13 protein-coding genes are annotated in these 13,705 nt (G+C 57.3%); 9 read left to right on the forward strand and 4 right to left on the reverse strand.

All coding sequences use genetic code 11. The features are described from left to right. Both AC2FFD_RS17720 and AC2FFD_RS17725 read left to right on the forward strand, forming a co-directional pair. Positions 1–223 (forward strand): hypothetical protein (locus AC2FFD_RS17720; protein WP_496873720.1); only part of this gene is annotated, 223 nt, incomplete at its 5' end. 576 nt (positions 224–799) lie between these two features. Further along, positions 800–1,927, forward strand: a complete 1,128-nt coding sequence (locus AC2FFD_RS17725; RefSeq protein ID WP_496873721.1) for a hypothetical protein — start codon at positions 800–802, stop codon at positions 1,925–1,927. A 236-nt stretch (positions 1,928–2,163) separates the two neighbouring features. Here AC2FFD_RS17725 and AC2FFD_RS17730 read toward each other — a convergent pair whose 3' ends face one another. Continuing rightward, complete coding sequence (locus tag AC2FFD_RS17730) at positions 2,164–2,352, reverse strand: hypothetical protein (RefSeq protein WP_425080307.1); 189 nt, start codon at positions 2,350–2,352, stop codon at positions 2,164–2,166. 333 nt (positions 2,353–2,685) lie between these two features. Between AC2FFD_RS17730 and AC2FFD_RS17735 the strand changes: the two genes are divergently transcribed. Beyond that, positions 2,686–3,075, forward strand: a complete 390-nt coding sequence (locus tag AC2FFD_RS17735) for a hypothetical protein (protein WP_496873722.1) — start codon at positions 2,686–2,688, stop codon at positions 3,073–3,075. 342 nt (positions 3,076–3,417) lie between these two features. Here the strand turns inward: AC2FFD_RS17735 and AC2FFD_RS17740 are convergent, their stop codons facing one another. Beyond that, entirely contained in the window at positions 3,418–3,876 is a 459-nt protein-coding gene (locus AC2FFD_RS17740) for a GFA family protein (RefSeq protein WP_496873723.1), read from the reverse strand. Positions 3,877–3,917: 41 nt separating this feature from the next. Continuing rightward, positions 3,918–4,211, reverse strand: coding sequence for an antibiotic biosynthesis monooxygenase family protein (locus AC2FFD_RS17745; protein WP_496873724.1), 294 nt, complete (start codon positions 4,209–4,211; stop codon positions 3,918–3,920). Between the two features lie 227 nt (positions 4,212–4,438). Between AC2FFD_RS17745 and AC2FFD_RS17750 the strand changes: the two genes are divergently transcribed. From AC2FFD_RS17750 to AC2FFD_RS17765, 4 genes are all read left to right on the forward strand, one after another. Then, positions 4,439–5,326 carry a tyrosine-type recombinase/integrase gene (locus AC2FFD_RS17750; RefSeq protein ID WP_496873725.1) on the forward strand — a complete coding sequence of 296 codons (888 nt, stop codon included), beginning with the start codon at positions 4,439–4,441 and terminating at the stop codon, positions 5,324–5,326. Positions 5,327–5,336: 10 nt separating this feature from the next. Continuing rightward, positions 5,337–6,530, forward strand: a complete 1,194-nt coding sequence (locus AC2FFD_RS17755; RefSeq protein WP_496873726.1) for an IS91 family transposase — start codon at positions 5,337–5,339, stop codon at positions 6,528–6,530. 810 nt (positions 6,531–7,340) lie between these two features. Next, positions 7,341–9,323, forward strand: coding sequence for a phosphatase PAP2 family protein (locus AC2FFD_RS17760; RefSeq protein WP_496873727.1), 1,983 nt, complete (start codon positions 7,341–7,343; stop codon positions 9,321–9,323). Between the two features lie 145 nt (positions 9,324–9,468). Then, positions 9,469–10,719, forward strand: a complete 1,251-nt coding sequence (locus AC2FFD_RS17765) for a DUF8225 domain-containing protein (protein ID WP_496873728.1) — start codon at positions 9,469–9,471, stop codon at positions 10,717–10,719. A gap of 7 nt (positions 10,720–10,726) precedes the next feature. On the opposite strand, the gene AC2FFD_RS17770 is transcribed toward AC2FFD_RS17765, so the two are convergent. Beyond that, positions 10,727–11,668: a YcaO-like family protein gene (locus AC2FFD_RS17770; RefSeq protein ID WP_496873729.1), complete on the reverse strand. Its 942-nt coding sequence runs from the start codon at positions 11,666–11,668 to the stop codon at positions 10,727–10,729. A gap of 68 nt (positions 11,669–11,736) precedes the next feature. Here AC2FFD_RS17770 and AC2FFD_RS17775 point away from each other — a divergent pair, with 68 nt between their 5' ends. Both AC2FFD_RS17775 and AC2FFD_RS17780 read left to right on the forward strand, forming a co-directional pair. Continuing rightward, a complete protein-coding gene (locus tag AC2FFD_RS17775; protein ID WP_170346249.1) occupies positions 11,737–12,048 on the forward strand; it encodes a hypothetical protein in 312 nt (103 codons plus the stop codon). Between the two features lie 32 nt (positions 12,049–12,080). Beyond that, positions 12,081–13,700 carry a hypothetical protein gene (locus AC2FFD_RS17780; protein WP_496873730.1) on the forward strand — a complete coding sequence of 540 codons (1,620 nt, stop codon included), beginning with the start codon at positions 12,081–12,083 and terminating at the stop codon, positions 13,698–13,700. Positions 13,701–13,705: the final 5 nt, after the last annotated feature.

The following is a 13,705-nucleotide window of genomic DNA, read 5'->3' on the forward strand; positions in this document are numbered from 1 at the left end:
CCACCACCGTTGCCACCACCGTTGCCACCACCGTTGCCACCACCGTTGCCACCACCGTTGCCACCACCGTTGCCACCACCGTTGCCACCGCCGTTGCCGCCACCGTTGCCGCCACCGTTGCCGCCACCGTTGCCACCACCGTTGCCACCGCCGTTGCCACCGCCGTTGCCGTTACCATTGCCGCCGGCATTGCTTCGGCCTGCACTGTTTCCACGAGTGGTAGGGGCACTCTGAGCGTTGTTGCTTTTGGATTTGGTTGAATTGCGTGCGGCTTCAGAAATCTCGCGCCCCGTACTTGAGCGGTTCGAGACGACTGTGCCGGTTTCGGCGTTCACGATCACGCTGACGATTTTCCCGCCCGGCTTTTTGACCAGAATACGATAGTAAATCTTGTCTGTTTTGAATGCGCGCGCATCAACAGGTGTTCCGCCGTATGCTTTCTTCACGCCTTTGATCACACGGTTCAGCCGTATCGCACTGCCTGACAACGTCGCCATGCGCAGTTCAGACTGTTTGAGTTCGCGTGCATCTGCCGCCGCTTGCCCACCAGACAAGACAGTCAGCAAAGCTGCAACCAGAAAAAACGCTTTGGCCTGCATAACACCCTCAAACACCTTCATCGAAGACTACTAGGCCAGACATGAACCGATGATGAACAAGCAGTTAGCCCTGCGTTCAAGCGACCTAAAGTTAAATCAGTGGCAACGGTTTTGATTCGACTGCGAGTCAGACTGCCGAAACACCGTGGTCAACCTCAGCGCGCTGATTGCCGTTGCTGGAGGTTTTGAGGAGATTGAAAATGAAAACCACCAAGTGCGGACTGCTTAAAGCTTCGACGATCGCGATTGCCTTGTTGGGGTCCACGGCCATTGTAGCCACCGTCGCAGCTCCTGATTTTGCTTATGCCAAGCCGGGTAACGGTAATGGTGGCGGCAATGGCGGTGGAAACGGCAATGGCGGCGGCAACGGCGGTGGTAACGGTAATGGCGGCGGCAACGGCGGCGGCAATGGAAACGGCGGTGGGAATGGCAACGGCGCCCAGGGAGATCGCGGAGACAACAGCTCGGCTGGGAATGGTGGCCGTGGGAAGGGGGCCGACAAAAGCCGTGGCGGGGCCAGGGCCGGGATATTCGGACAGGGGAAAACAAAATCGCAGTCTGCTCGGTCTGGTACGAAAAAAGGCGGAGGGTTTTCTCTGAAAAATCTGTTCAACGGGAAAGGCAAAGCTCGCAATACAGCAACCACCTCAAGGGTTGCTACGACAACCCTTCGAACGCAAAAGACCAAGGTGCAAAGAAAGGTTCGCCAGAATGTGATTTTAGAAGAGTCCAAGCGCCCAGTTTCCCGGACAAAAGGCAATCGTATGGCTGCGCTGCTTGGTGCACATCCCTCTGAGTTGGGCGCACTGAACGCCGCCAATGCAAGCCCAACGGCCCTAGCCAATGCAGCACCCAATTCGCGGGTTGGCAGAATTGCCACGTACCGAGACACAGTGCTGGCCGGAGAGCCTTTGCGGGAGGAACTGGAAGAACAGCTGGAGTTTCTTGAAGGGTTGGAAGAACCAGAGCGGACAGTTCAAGAAATCGAGGATGACTTGGAAGTCGCAGTAGGTGAGGTACAAACCAACCGGGACACGGTCGCAGAACTTGAACAAGCTTTGGAGGACGCGGGCGGTAGTGATCCGGATATCGAAGCGCAGCTAAAAGAGGCCCAAGCCGAATTAGACGCTTCGATTGATGAAGCCCAGACTCTGAATGACGAAAGAAAAGCAGCCATTGAATACAATGAAGCCGTTGAAGAGGTGGAAGAGCTGACTGAACTTGTCGAAGAGCAAGATCTGGCCGAACGTGAGGCACTGGAAGCCGCTGCCAACAAGCCTGTTACGGATGAAGTTGAGGAACAGGTTAAAGCGCTGCTGGGGCTGTGACCTGAGGCTTCCCGGCCATCGCCAGCCTCCACTTCAGGATGAACTGAATGCTGGAGCGTCGATAAGCCTTTCGGATACTAAGTTGGGAGGTCGATTCAGTCGGCCTGCTAGGCGCAAGCTCTTGATAATTGCGATGCGCAACAAGAAAACCTCGCCCCAAGCCGGGACGATTTCTTGTTACAATTCAGATGTTTAGGATGAAAATCGAGAACTTTCGGGGGGCAGCCGATTTGCCTTCAGACGTTTTGGTGAGCCTCGGATAGCCGCTTGTTTTTTGTGATCTCTGTCAGTGCATTTTCGATAGGAGGGAAGCGGCTATTGCTCGAATTCATCGCGGTTTGAAGGCGCTCTTCAGCAGATTTGCTAGAGGTCCGCATCGCAATTTCAGCGCTGCGATCTTCAGTCACAAAGGCAGGTTTGACCATTTTGTTCCCCTTGTTTCCGTCAAACGATATACGTCTCGTTCGATCCAACTTAGTCAGTATGCGCAAAGTTGTTTGAACCTAATGAGAATACACTGTTCATGTTCGGTTAATGTTGTTTACGAAATAAGAACAAAGGATTGGTCTGGCCGGGCGCCCCTTCAATTGCCCCATTCCAACTTGACGGTTTCAAAGGTCGTTAGATGAGAATGTTGTGCCAAGCGAACCATAGCGTCACAGCAGAAGACTTCGGCAGTAAGCCAGTCTCCGCCGATGCATTGGTCAAATCCCGAAGGAGATCATAATTGGAAAGATCAGTTAAAGGAGGCGGAAAAGATGAAAACGGCTTTGGCAATCACGGCGACGGTGTTCACTATGCAGGCCGTGCCCTTTGCGGGTGCGAGTTTTGACATCCAGTCTCTTGATCTTGGACAGAGTATCGGGTCGCACAATGCACTGCAGCCTGTTTTCGTGAAATCAAAAGCCGGTAGCTGTCCTCCGGGTTTGGCCAAGAAAGCAGTGCCATGCGTTCCGCCCGGCCAAGCTAAACGATACCGAGTTGGGGATTTCATCTACAATGGGTATGTTCGCATCGACAATCCTAGCCGATATGGCCTGCGGCGAAACGGCTACTATGTGCGTGCCGGAGACTATGTTTACCAAGTGAACCGGGAGACACACGAAGTGCTGAACCTAATAGGGGCAGTGGTCGATGTTCTTAATTGATTGCATACTTTACGATCAATCACTGCTCGGATTGACGCCCTTGGGTTGTAGATGAAGCACGGGAGTTTGGGCTTTTCGAGGCCGTCATAGGCGAAGCAGCATCACCGTTAATCTTACCCCGTAACGTCACTAGGGAAGGTCCAGAGCCGACTTTGAATGTTCCCTCACAAGTCTGTAGTCGCCGCCCGCTTTCCGATCATGTGCCGCAGATCTAGGTTCTAGGCTTCAGCGAATTCACCAGATGCGCAGGAAGCCGCCGCTAGCTGCACTGCGATGCAAAGAGACCATTTGAATGTCTGGTCTGCGGACAATGCGGACCTTATGGCCCGAGCGACTGACCCGTCAGGATAGAGCTATCTCCAAACGGTCCAACGCATTGGGCGGCCACACCTCATCGAATTTGTAAAATTCCTCAAAGATAGGAATGTCTTTGCTGAGTGGCACCCAGGCCTGCTTGCTGTTGGTGAAAATCTGTACATCCGGAGGACATTGATCCGGGTTGTTCAATGTTCCGACGCGCACGTACCTTAGCTTGCCAAGGCGGATCATGTAGCTGCTAAAAACGGCGACGCCACAATCCCTACAGCGCATAATGATCTGACCTTTCCCGCTTGGAGTAGAGAGCTCATGTTCAGTGATTGGCCCCTCAAACTGCACGCGATCAGCTTCAATGATTGCGTTCAAGACGTAGGCCGCTCCGGTTTGTCGCTGGCATTCGCGACAGTGGCAGCAATGCACGAACATGGGTGGCGAAGTCATCTTATACGTTACGGCTCCGCAGCCGCATTTCCCTTTGATCATTATTTCCCCCGAGTTGTTTCCCTTTATTCAAGCCATGGCCCTTATTGGACAAGTTCGTAGTGCTTGATAGAACGCGACTCGACCAATTCGGCCTCCGCCGGATCGATATGCGGACTCTGGTAGTTATCGCCGACAAAAGCCTTTAGTGACTCCAGGTTTTCCCAAATCATCACAAAGCTGAACTCTCGCGGTGTGTCAGCACGTGCGGCACCAGGAAAAACTTTAACGATGCCCTTGGTACCCCTCATCAAGGGGATAGCTGTTTCATGGAAGAATTTGCTGAACTCTTCCTCTTTGCCTGGCCGTGTCACGACCTGAAAAATACGCATGATCATTCATCCGTCCTCCGTAAAGTACGGTTCCTGAATGTATGAGCGCCTCTAGTTCTGCGAACATATCATTTCGTTCCGAGATTGTCTGCTTTGGGCTCAAGGACGAAGCCGCTCGCGCGGCAATGGCGCTTGTGGCTGGTGTTGATCTCAATCTGATGGACCTGCGTGTTTTGCGATCTGGCTGACCTGTCTGACGATTGGGGCTTTCTCAGTCGACAGAGGAGGTTCCAATGACAGAGGAGAGAACAACACCGCTGCGGGAGCGGATGATCGAGGATATGCGCATTCGGGGTCTGGGGCACCAATCTCAGCGAGCGCATATCCGGGCGGTGAAGGATTTCGCTGGGTTTCTGGGGCGGTCACCCGATACGGCGACGACAGAAGAGCTTCGCGCATACCAGCTTCACATGACGGATACCGGGGTCACGCCCTCGGTCTACAACGCGCGCATCACCGCGCTGCGTTTCTTTTTCTCGATGACCTGCGGGCGCGAGGAGATGAAGCGATACATGCAGTTCCGCACGCAGCCGCGCAAACTGCCCGCGGCGCTCAGCGCCGAGGAAGTTTCTGAGCTTCTGGCGGTCGCACCCGGGCCAGGGCTTAAATATCGTGCCGCGCTCAGCATTTCCTACGGTGCAGGTTTGAGAGCTTCCGAGGTTTGCAATCTTACGACCAGCGATATCGATAGCGACCGGATGCTCATCCATGTCGTGCAGGGCAAGGGGTGGAAAGATCGCAATGTCATGCTGTCGCCCGATCTGCTCGATCTTCTACGAGACTACTGGTGTGAAGCACGGCCAGAGGGCTGGCTGTTTCCCGGCAAGCCGAAGATCAACCCGATCTCGCCCCGCCAGTTGAACCGCGCCTTCACCTCGGCCAAACGTATGGCGGGGATCAACAAGCCCGCGACGCTGCACACACTCAGGCACAGCTTTGCCACGCATCTTTTGGAAGCGGGCACGGACGTGCGGGTCATCCAGGTGCTCCTTGGTCATGCCAAACTGACGACCACCGCCCAATATACCAAGGTCGCCACCAAGATGATCCGGGACACAGCCAGCCCGTTCGAGGCGCTCAAGCAATTGAACCTGCGGGCCCGCAACAAGCGACCGGGGTGAGACGCGGGCCTTGCCCCGCATTAAGCTGGAGATCGCTGACATATCCCGGAGATATGGCCCCGCGTGGCGGCGGGCCAATGCAGGGCATATCAGCCTGAGGCAGCTCAAGGTGATGTCGGCCATTGAGGCTTGCCGAACAGAGGCGCTCGGCGGGCATGTGGCCGCTTGCACCAAATGCAGCCATCAGCACATCGCCTATAATTCGTGCAAGAACCGGCACTGTCCCAAGTGCCAGGGACCGGCCGCGCGCGACTGGGTGGAGGCGCGTGCCGAGGACTTGCTACCGGTCGAGTATTCCCACGTCGTCTTCACGCTGCCAGCCGAGGTCGCGCGGATCGCCTTCTGGCACAAACGGGCGGTTTACGGGCTGCTGTTCAAGGCATCGGCCGAGACCGTGATGACCATCGCCGCCGATCCCAAGCGCCTGGGTGCGCGTGTTGGCATAACCAGTGTTCTGCACACCTGGGGTTCCGCTCTGACCCACCATCCCCACATCCACATGATCGTGCCCGGCGGTGGTCTATCGCCGGATGGCACCAAGTGGGTCGCCTGCAAACCAGGGTTCTTCCTGCATGTCCGAGTGTTGTCTCGGTTGTTCCGACGCTTGTTCATCGAAGGGCTGATGGCGCTGCATCGAACTGGGCAGCTTGCCTTCTTCGGCGGCCTGACCAAGCTGGCTGACGCGGAAGCCTTCGCCGCGTATCTCGCTCCGCAGCGCAAAACCGAATGGGTGGTGTATGCCAAACCGCCCTTCGGCGGACCCGAAGCGGTACTGGCCTATCTCAGCCGATATACCCATCGGGTGGCGATCTCGAACCAGCGCCTGATCAGCGCCGATGCCGACACCGTGTCGTTCCGATGGAAGGACTACCGGATCAAACGCGGAGACCGAATGAAGGTCATGCGGCTTGATACACACGAGTTCATCCGCCGCTTCCTCATGCATGTCCTACCTGACGGCTTTCACCGCATCCGCCACTACGGCCTGCTGGCTTCCGCACAGCGCAAGGTCAATATCGCAAAGGTCCGCGTCCTGATCGGGGCAAGCACACCAGAGCAAGAACCTCCGCCCGAGGATGATCCTGTACCACTTACCCTGCGCGAGCCGTGCCCCTGTTGCGGTGGCTCGATGCGCATCATTGAAACGTTCCGGCGTGGCCAGGTTCCCCGATCCCGCGCTCCACCAAGGGAACAGGCCGCATGACCAAGTGCCCAATCATCCCATCCACTGCAGACCGGTTGGCCCCGCCTAACCGGCCAAAACCCCCTGTGCGCAGCGGTCCGGCAAATCGCGCAAAAGGCGCAAACCGCCAGCAATCAGGGTTAAATCCAAGGCAAACCCTCCAGTGGAACGGGGACGCGACTGCTTGCAACCTGTTCAATCTTCCCAGCAACGCGCCCGAAACGGCCACAGACCCAACCGGAATCGCACTTTCCCCATAGACACCACCAAGCCCCCGCGGCTTCCTCCCTGAGAGATTTTCCAACGCGGGCCACCGTCAGGCCAAGCCGAAACCTCACACCCTGGCCCGCATCAGAAAATCTTCATCAAAGCAGTCGTTTGCTACAACCGGCGTGAGTGTCAGCTATAAGTGTTTAACCAACGTTCTGTTGCATGACACGTTGCGCTATCCGCGCTTGATATCCGGCTTTGTGTGGTATGTATTGTGGTTTCTTTTCTAAAGGTCTGAATAAATTATATATTTAACATAAGCTTGTAGGCTTAATTATGCTGACTTCGTCTCCGCCATCCAATTTTCTTTATCTTTCTGTCCGGTGGGATGCGGCTCGAAGATGGCTGGGCCCCAGATATCCTGTTTTGCATTAGATTCTGCAATTTCTCGACAGATCGGAAAGCAGCGGCGGGGCTTGGTGTCCAGCACGATCTAAGCCCTTTCTATGCTGGGTATTCTCAATGTGTTGCAGAACAGGGCAAAAAGCCGGCCGGAATGACCGGTCACGATCCGGTAACGGAGTCGTGCGAATCGTTGTTTCCGTCGATCGGGAGAACAACATGCCGCAACATATCGTTCCGTCTGAACCCTGGCAGGACCTGGAAAAGCCCAATCGCGGATTGAACCGGGATCAGTGTCATTTGAATGCGCCGATTGGTGCCCGAGACAGGGCGGCCGAAGAACATAACGGCGAAGCAGACCTGTTTGCCGGGACTTGGCCCACGAGCTTTTCTAAGGGCTTGCGGCATGACGAAAACGGCATTGTCGACGCGCAGGTTTATACCGAATTTCTGGAAGAAGTGGCTGACCCTACCTGCACCGACAATCAAGGAAACAGGCTGACGCTGTTTGACACGCCAGCCTATTCCGGGCCCTTCCGCACCGCGCCATCAGAGGGTGGTGAATTTAGATGGCGTGCGTGGGAAGGGCCTATCCTGGGTCATCGGTTGGGGTTCAATGGTTTGGACGCCGGCGGTTTGGGTATTGCCCCGGCGCCCAGGCTTGGGTCAGATGAATTGGCGGCAGAGATGGCCGAACTCTATGCGATGGCCTGTCTGCGGGATGTGCCCTTCGATACCATTCGGGATGGTGCCGAAGGAACCGACAAGGTACTTGGCGCCCTTGGCCGGTTGGAGTGGTTCCGCAAAGACGGTTGCCCAAAGGATGCCAGTGGCGCCGCGATCGGGAAAGTACCGGCAGCGCGCCGGGTTCGAGATGGCGAAGGTCTGTCTTCCCGAACCTTGTTCCGCGGCTCGAGCCCAGGCTGTTCGGACGGGCCCTACGTGTCGCAGTTCCTTTTGCAGGGGTACGACCCGCTGCCCTCGGGCGCGGCGCATGTGCAAGGGCGGTGGTTGGCAAAAACTACAGCATCAAAGGCAATGCCATTTGGTGCATTGCGGCTTGACCAAAGGGTTGCTCCTCAGGCTGTTGGCGTGGACTATTTGCGGGACTGGGCCGAGTGGCTGGACGTTCAGAACGGGGCAGACGCGACCGGTGAACAAGCCTTTGAGACCTGTGGCCCGAAATTTGTCGAAACACCTCGTGACCTTGCTGCCTATGTGCATTTCGACACGGTCTATCAGGCTTTCTTCAATGCCTGCCTGTTGATGTTGGGCCGAGGTATTCAAGCAGATAACGGTCTGCCCGAAGTCTGGAATTCCCGTGCGGAGGATGGCGGAGCCCATTGGGGCGGATCGCACGCGCTTTCAATGCTGGCGGAAACCGCGACCAGGGCAATGCGGGCCGTGCGACGCCAGACCTTTCAGGTGCACAACCGTGCCCGCCCTGAAAAGCTGGGCAGTATTGCAACTCTGGTGGCGAATGGCCACGGTGCGGTGCTTGGGGCAGCGGAACCGTTTGCCGCAGCCCATCTTGAGAAATTGGAAAGCGCCGCCTGCGAAGACTTCAGTCTGATGGACGCCATTGCCGCCGCGCCAGCCACCAGGCGGTTCGCGCACAGCGCGCTTTCTCATAACGGGCTGCCGCAGATCGATCGCAACCTGCTGTTGCCTGTTGCCTATCCCGAGGGCTCGCCAATGCAGCCGTCCTACGGGGCGGCCCATGGGGCAGTTGCCGGTGCATGCGCGACGCTGCTCAAGGCGTTCTTCAGGACACATGCGCCGGACGGGTCCCGGGTAACTTTGGCAGAGGCGGGTATGCCGCGCGTCTTTGTTCCGGCTCCGGGTGGCAGGACACTGGTTGAGTCCGTGCGACCAGAGGATAGCGCGGCAAAGCTGACGCTAAATGGCGAGCTGAACAAGTTGGCTGCGAATATCGCGATCGGGCGCAGTTTTGCAGGGGTACATTTCTACAGCGACTATTTCGACAGTATCCGAATGGGTGAACGCGTTGCAGTGGGCATTCTGGCGGAACAGATGGCGAATCTCCGGGTTGCCGCGAAAATGTCGCTCGAAACGTTTGATGGAGATCGCCTCAACATCCTTGGCGGTCGTTCTTGCGGTAGTGAAATCCACATTGTGAACAGTACGCCCGAATTGTGGTGGACCCGTCATTTGCCCGAACAGGCGGGATGGGCAGGATGAAGGTATCAGGCCCCGTGACAGGTCGATTTTCATGATGCTTCCTTGTTCGTCACCTTCGGCGATCGCCCCGTCGGAATTGAAACCCTGCGGGCATCGACCGCTGACTTTCCATTCCAGTGTCTCTGAAGCCCAACGGTGTTCTTTGATGTCTGTATTCCAATCGCCGGGACTTGCTGATCAAGGCGTGAACGAAGCCACCCGATCAGCGTGGAATTCAACCATTCAGAACATATTCGACGTGCAAGGCGTCAGCCCGTTTCTGGTCATGGATCCGCGTGACATCGAGGCGGGCCAGCCTTCGAATGGGTTCAGATGGCGCGCCGATCCCCGGGAACCGCGGGACTGTCTGGGTGATGAGCTGGCGGCGCGCGTCTCTGACCAAGGCTGGCCCGGCAGGGTTGAGCTGCACAATGAATATCTTGAATACACGTTGGTAATGCGACCCGATGCCGGTGGCAGACTGCGCCCGAAGCGTTTTGTTGCCACAACCGAGTTTGCGGAGTGGTGGCAGTTCATGGCGGTGTTCGATCTCGATCACTTCCTGTCGGTGGTCGCATCGGTGACCGGGCGCTTCTACTCCTGCAACGACCTGTTTGAAGTCTCACGGTCGGATTGGACGTCGATGGATGTTTCCGAGCGCGCGGCCCGCTTTCACAAAAGGCTGGTGGGTACGGATCACGCGCATGCGCCGGAACATCCGTTGAATATCCAGCATGCCCTGTTTCTGGCCAAGGGTACGAACCGTTTGACCGATCTGATCCAGACCATGCATTTTTCTTCCTTCCCGTATCTCGTGAAGGACGGCGAGAGCAGGCGGCGCGCCCGGCTTGAAGAAGTTCTTGATTTCGCGAACCGGCAGGATCAGTACAGCGGGCATGCAGGGGTCCGCTTGGTGAGCGATACGTTTGAACTGGCTGCGGGGAGGAAATGTGGCAAGTCTCCTGCGGGCCAGGCGATGGCATTCTCTGATCCGCTTGGGCTGTATATTCGGGCATTCCATACATCACAACTGTTTGTGGGTGCGGGCAGGGTGCCTCGGGGCTGGGTCCGGTTCAGGCGCGGCGCGCCGGGAATGCACATGCGCCTTGAGTTCGGGCCTGCCGACGACGATCCCCGGTTTCTGGATGATATCACGCTGGGAACAGGCCCATCGGCGCGCCCGGTCTCGGGCTATACCCTTGCCAGCCTGATCGACGTCGGCCCCATGATCACAGTTGCCGCCAGGCCACGCGTGATCACCCGTGTCGAATTTGTTGAAATTCCGCGTGTTGATCCAGGGCGGGTTGTCCGCAGCTTGCCCGAGACCGAACGTTGCAGGCAGCTTCTGGAATTCGCGGACCGTTGCAAGGCAGAGACCAACGACGACACGACGCGCTTTCCCAGAGACGGATCCTGACAGGTGCTCAGACTGGCACGGCTTTGACCACCGGCAGGGGAATTTCAGGTGCCGTCATGTCAAAAACCGCAACCGGACGACCGAGAGCGCGGCTTGCGGCCGTCAATACAGTCGTCAGCGACGGGTTCGGGCTGTCCCACGCCTGCGTGTCGAACACCCGCGTCGGAGCAACAGGCCGGTCATTTTGCGCGCCACGATAAAGCCGGAACAAGCGCGCCTGTTCGGCATCCATGCCGTGATCCGTTACACCGTTGTGTTCAAGCATCACCATGTTGCGCCAGGACACCACCGCCTCGGACGCTGCGTGCCAGACGCCCTGCGCCAGATCTGCGGAAAGCGCCGATCCATAGGTCGGCCTGCCGCCATCCGCGTCTGCGCAAACCGCGTGCAGCAGAAGGCCGATGCCCGGGACTTCGAGGGTGTGAATACTCAGTTGCCGCAGTTGAACATTCAGCCACTGCGTCAAATCGTGGGGCAGTGCAGGCTCCGGCGCCAGGTGGTCAAACCCCTGCGATCCAAGAGCGTGTTCCAAACACTCCAGCGCCGCCCAAAGGGCGGCGGCTTCGTGTGTCGGGCCGGCTGCTGCACCTTTTGAAGTGACCTTTCCGTCACTGCCCGGAACACCCAGTGCAAGCGCGTCGTTTGGCATCACATGGGATGCGCCATCCGACGCGATCAGGCTTTCGCGGGCTTGTGGTGCTTCGGCACTGTATTGCAAGGCATAGCGCTCAATCGCCTCAAACCCGGCCAGCCGCGCCGCCTCCTCCGCCGTGCGGCCTGTGCCGAAAGACACGCGATGGCCCATCCCGCCTTTGGGGGGCAGAGTCCCGTTGCGCAGCTCGATCAAGCGAAAAGCCGCGTGGATCGGCGCACCCTTGGGAAATTCGGCAAACGAGGGTTCGGAAACTAGCCGAGCAGTTTCAGCGCGTTCAATCAACGTGTCGGGCATTTTCGTTTCCGGATAAGCATGTAACGCGGTATACAAGTGGGCATTGTTGTTTGAGAAGGAGATTTTACATGGCTCGTTTGACAATCAACCCGAATTATTCGTTGAAAGACTTGGGGTGTGAAGTTCTGAATGCCGCGCGCGGCCGTGCGCTTGGGTCGCAAGATGACCAGGACGCGGCGGAACGCAAGATTCAAGAAATCCTTGCGGACAGTGGTAACCCAGAGATCAGGTTTGTCTATGATACCAAGGATATGGTTCATATCGTTGTTCCGGACCTGAGTGACAAGAAGCCGGATCCGAACCCCGATCACGAGTCATGGTGCTGCAAACTGGCCTATGAAGCGATGGGCGGTATCGTCATATTTGGATGCAGCGGTTAACGACAACCCCCGAACGTTTTTGAGGGCCGTTAGTGACTGAGGCAAAAACCAAGGTTTTTTTGACCGGACCGTTTCAGATTATCCGTGACGACGGTCAGGATGTGACGCCTCGGGGCACCAAAGCGAAAGCTCTTCTTGCTTTGGTGCTTCTGTCGAAAAACGCGATACGCAGCAGGGCTTGGTTGCAGGACAAGCTCTGGAGCGAGAGTTCGCCCGCACAAGGCGCGGCGTCGTTGCGCAAAGAGTTGAGCGTACTCAGCAAACACTTTTCCAAGCAAAAACTTGATGTTCTTGAAGTCACCCGTGAAACGGTGTCGATCAATCTGGCAGAAGTCGAGGTTGATCTGTTTGACGAGCAACTCAGTTCCGACCGCGCTGAGTTGCTGGAGGGGTTGGACGTTGCCGATCCCGAGTTCGAGGCATGGCTGACGGTTGAGCGGCAGGCTTATTGGGACATCGATACAGAGTCAGACGGTCCGGTTCTGGCGGGCCGCGGTTTGCCGGTGCATTGGGGGCGTTTGCGTCCAGCGGTTGTGGTTGAGCCTTTTGAAGTTGTCGGGGAAACGCCGGATATCAGCATCGCTGCTTCCTCCATACGAGACGAACTCATGTTTCTTCTGGGCACAATGTCCGACGTGATCGAACTGCGTGACGCGCGCAGGCAGGAAGGCCCGGTTGAAGGCTATGTTCTCAGCGGCAGCGTGGTCGGCGCAGAAGGCCTGCGGGTGGCCGCTCAATTGACGTCAACCGCGGATCAGGTTTGCCTGTGGACACAGCGGTTCCGCTTTCGCGCAAAGGAAACATTCGACGCGGTCGAAGAAATCGCCATGAAGGTCGTCGAGGCGCTCCAACTGCGATTGCGCGACGGGTATTGGTCTGAAATCTGGTCAGGTCGCGCGACTTCGACCGAGGCCTGGTCTGCATTCCAGAAAGCGCGTATATTGGAAAGTCAGGCAACGGAAGACGGGTTGCAGGATGCCATCCGCCAATACCGCGCCTGTCTCGAGTTCGACCCGGGATACCTGCCGGCCCGTGTGGCGATCGGTTTCTGTCATTTGGACATGATCCGCCTGGGCATGGATGCAAACCCGGCCGAGACGCTGGCAATGGTCGAGGCCGAATGCAAGAAACTGCGCAATCTGAACCCGACTGACCCGTATTGCTCGGCCCTCCATGCCTTCACCCACAGTGTTGCCGGCAACACGTCAGAGGCTTGCAGCTTGATGCTTGCCGTCGTGGAACGTTTCAGCGGAAGCCCTGAATTGTTGGGATATTACGGCATCCTGTTGGTGTATGATGGCCGGGCAGAAGAAGGCGTTTCAGTCTGCAAGAAAGCGTTGGCGTTGACGCCGCATCCCCCTATTTGGATCGAAGCAAATCTGGCAATCGCAATGATGATGACCGGGGACAAGGCCGCGTGGCAGCATGCCCATAACGTGTTGCGGGTTGACCCCGGGCGCGTTCGTCCCAGGGTGGTGCTGTGCATGCTGTCCGCCGCCGCCGGGAACCATTCCCTGGCGCGTCGACATGCCCGACAGATTCTGGAATTGCAGCCGGGCTTTACGGCCGAACGCTGGGCTTGGCCCGGATGTTTCAAGAACAGGCGACACTACGAAAAAGGCGTGCGGCTGTTGTCGGCGGCTGGTCTGTGACGGGT

The sequence above is a fragment of the Ruegeria sp. YTSC002 genome (genome assembly GCF_059609845.1).

What these genes read in the sequence shown, in the direction of transcription:
- AC2FFD_RS17725 (WP_496873721.1), top strand. Translation starts at nt 800, where the DNA reads ATGAAAACCACCAAGTGCGGACTGCTTAAAGCTTCGACGATCGCGATT.
- AC2FFD_RS17730 (WP_425080307.1), bottom strand. Translation starts at nt 2,352, where the DNA reads ATGGTCAAACCTGCCTTTGTGACTGAAGATCGCAGCGCTGAAATTGCG.
- AC2FFD_RS17735 (WP_496873722.1), top strand. Translation starts at nt 2,686, where the DNA reads ATGAAAACGGCTTTGGCAATCACGGCGACGGTGTTCACTATGCAGGCC.
- AC2FFD_RS17740 (WP_496873723.1), bottom strand. Translation starts at nt 3,876, where the DNA reads ATGATCAAAGGGAAATGCGGCTGCGGAGCCGTAACGTATAAGATGACT.
- AC2FFD_RS17745 (WP_496873724.1), bottom strand. Translation starts at nt 4,211, where the DNA reads ATGATCATGCGTATTTTTCAGGTCGTGACACGGCCAGGCAAAGAGGAA.
- AC2FFD_RS17750 (WP_496873725.1), top strand. Translation starts at nt 4,439, where the DNA reads ATGACAGAGGAGAGAACAACACCGCTGCGGGAGCGGATGATCGAGGAT.
- AC2FFD_RS17760 (WP_496873727.1), top strand. Translation starts at nt 7,341, where the DNA reads ATGCCGCAACATATCGTTCCGTCTGAACCCTGGCAGGACCTGGAAAAG.
- AC2FFD_RS17765 (WP_496873728.1), top strand. Translation starts at nt 9,469, where the DNA reads ATGTCTGTATTCCAATCGCCGGGACTTGCTGATCAAGGCGTGAACGAA.
- AC2FFD_RS17770 (WP_496873729.1), bottom strand. Translation starts at nt 11,668, where the DNA reads ATGCCCGACACGTTGATTGAACGCGCTGAAACTGCTCGGCTAGTTTCC.
- AC2FFD_RS17775 (WP_170346249.1), top strand. Translation starts at nt 11,737, where the DNA reads ATGGCTCGTTTGACAATCAACCCGAATTATTCGTTGAAAGACTTGGGG.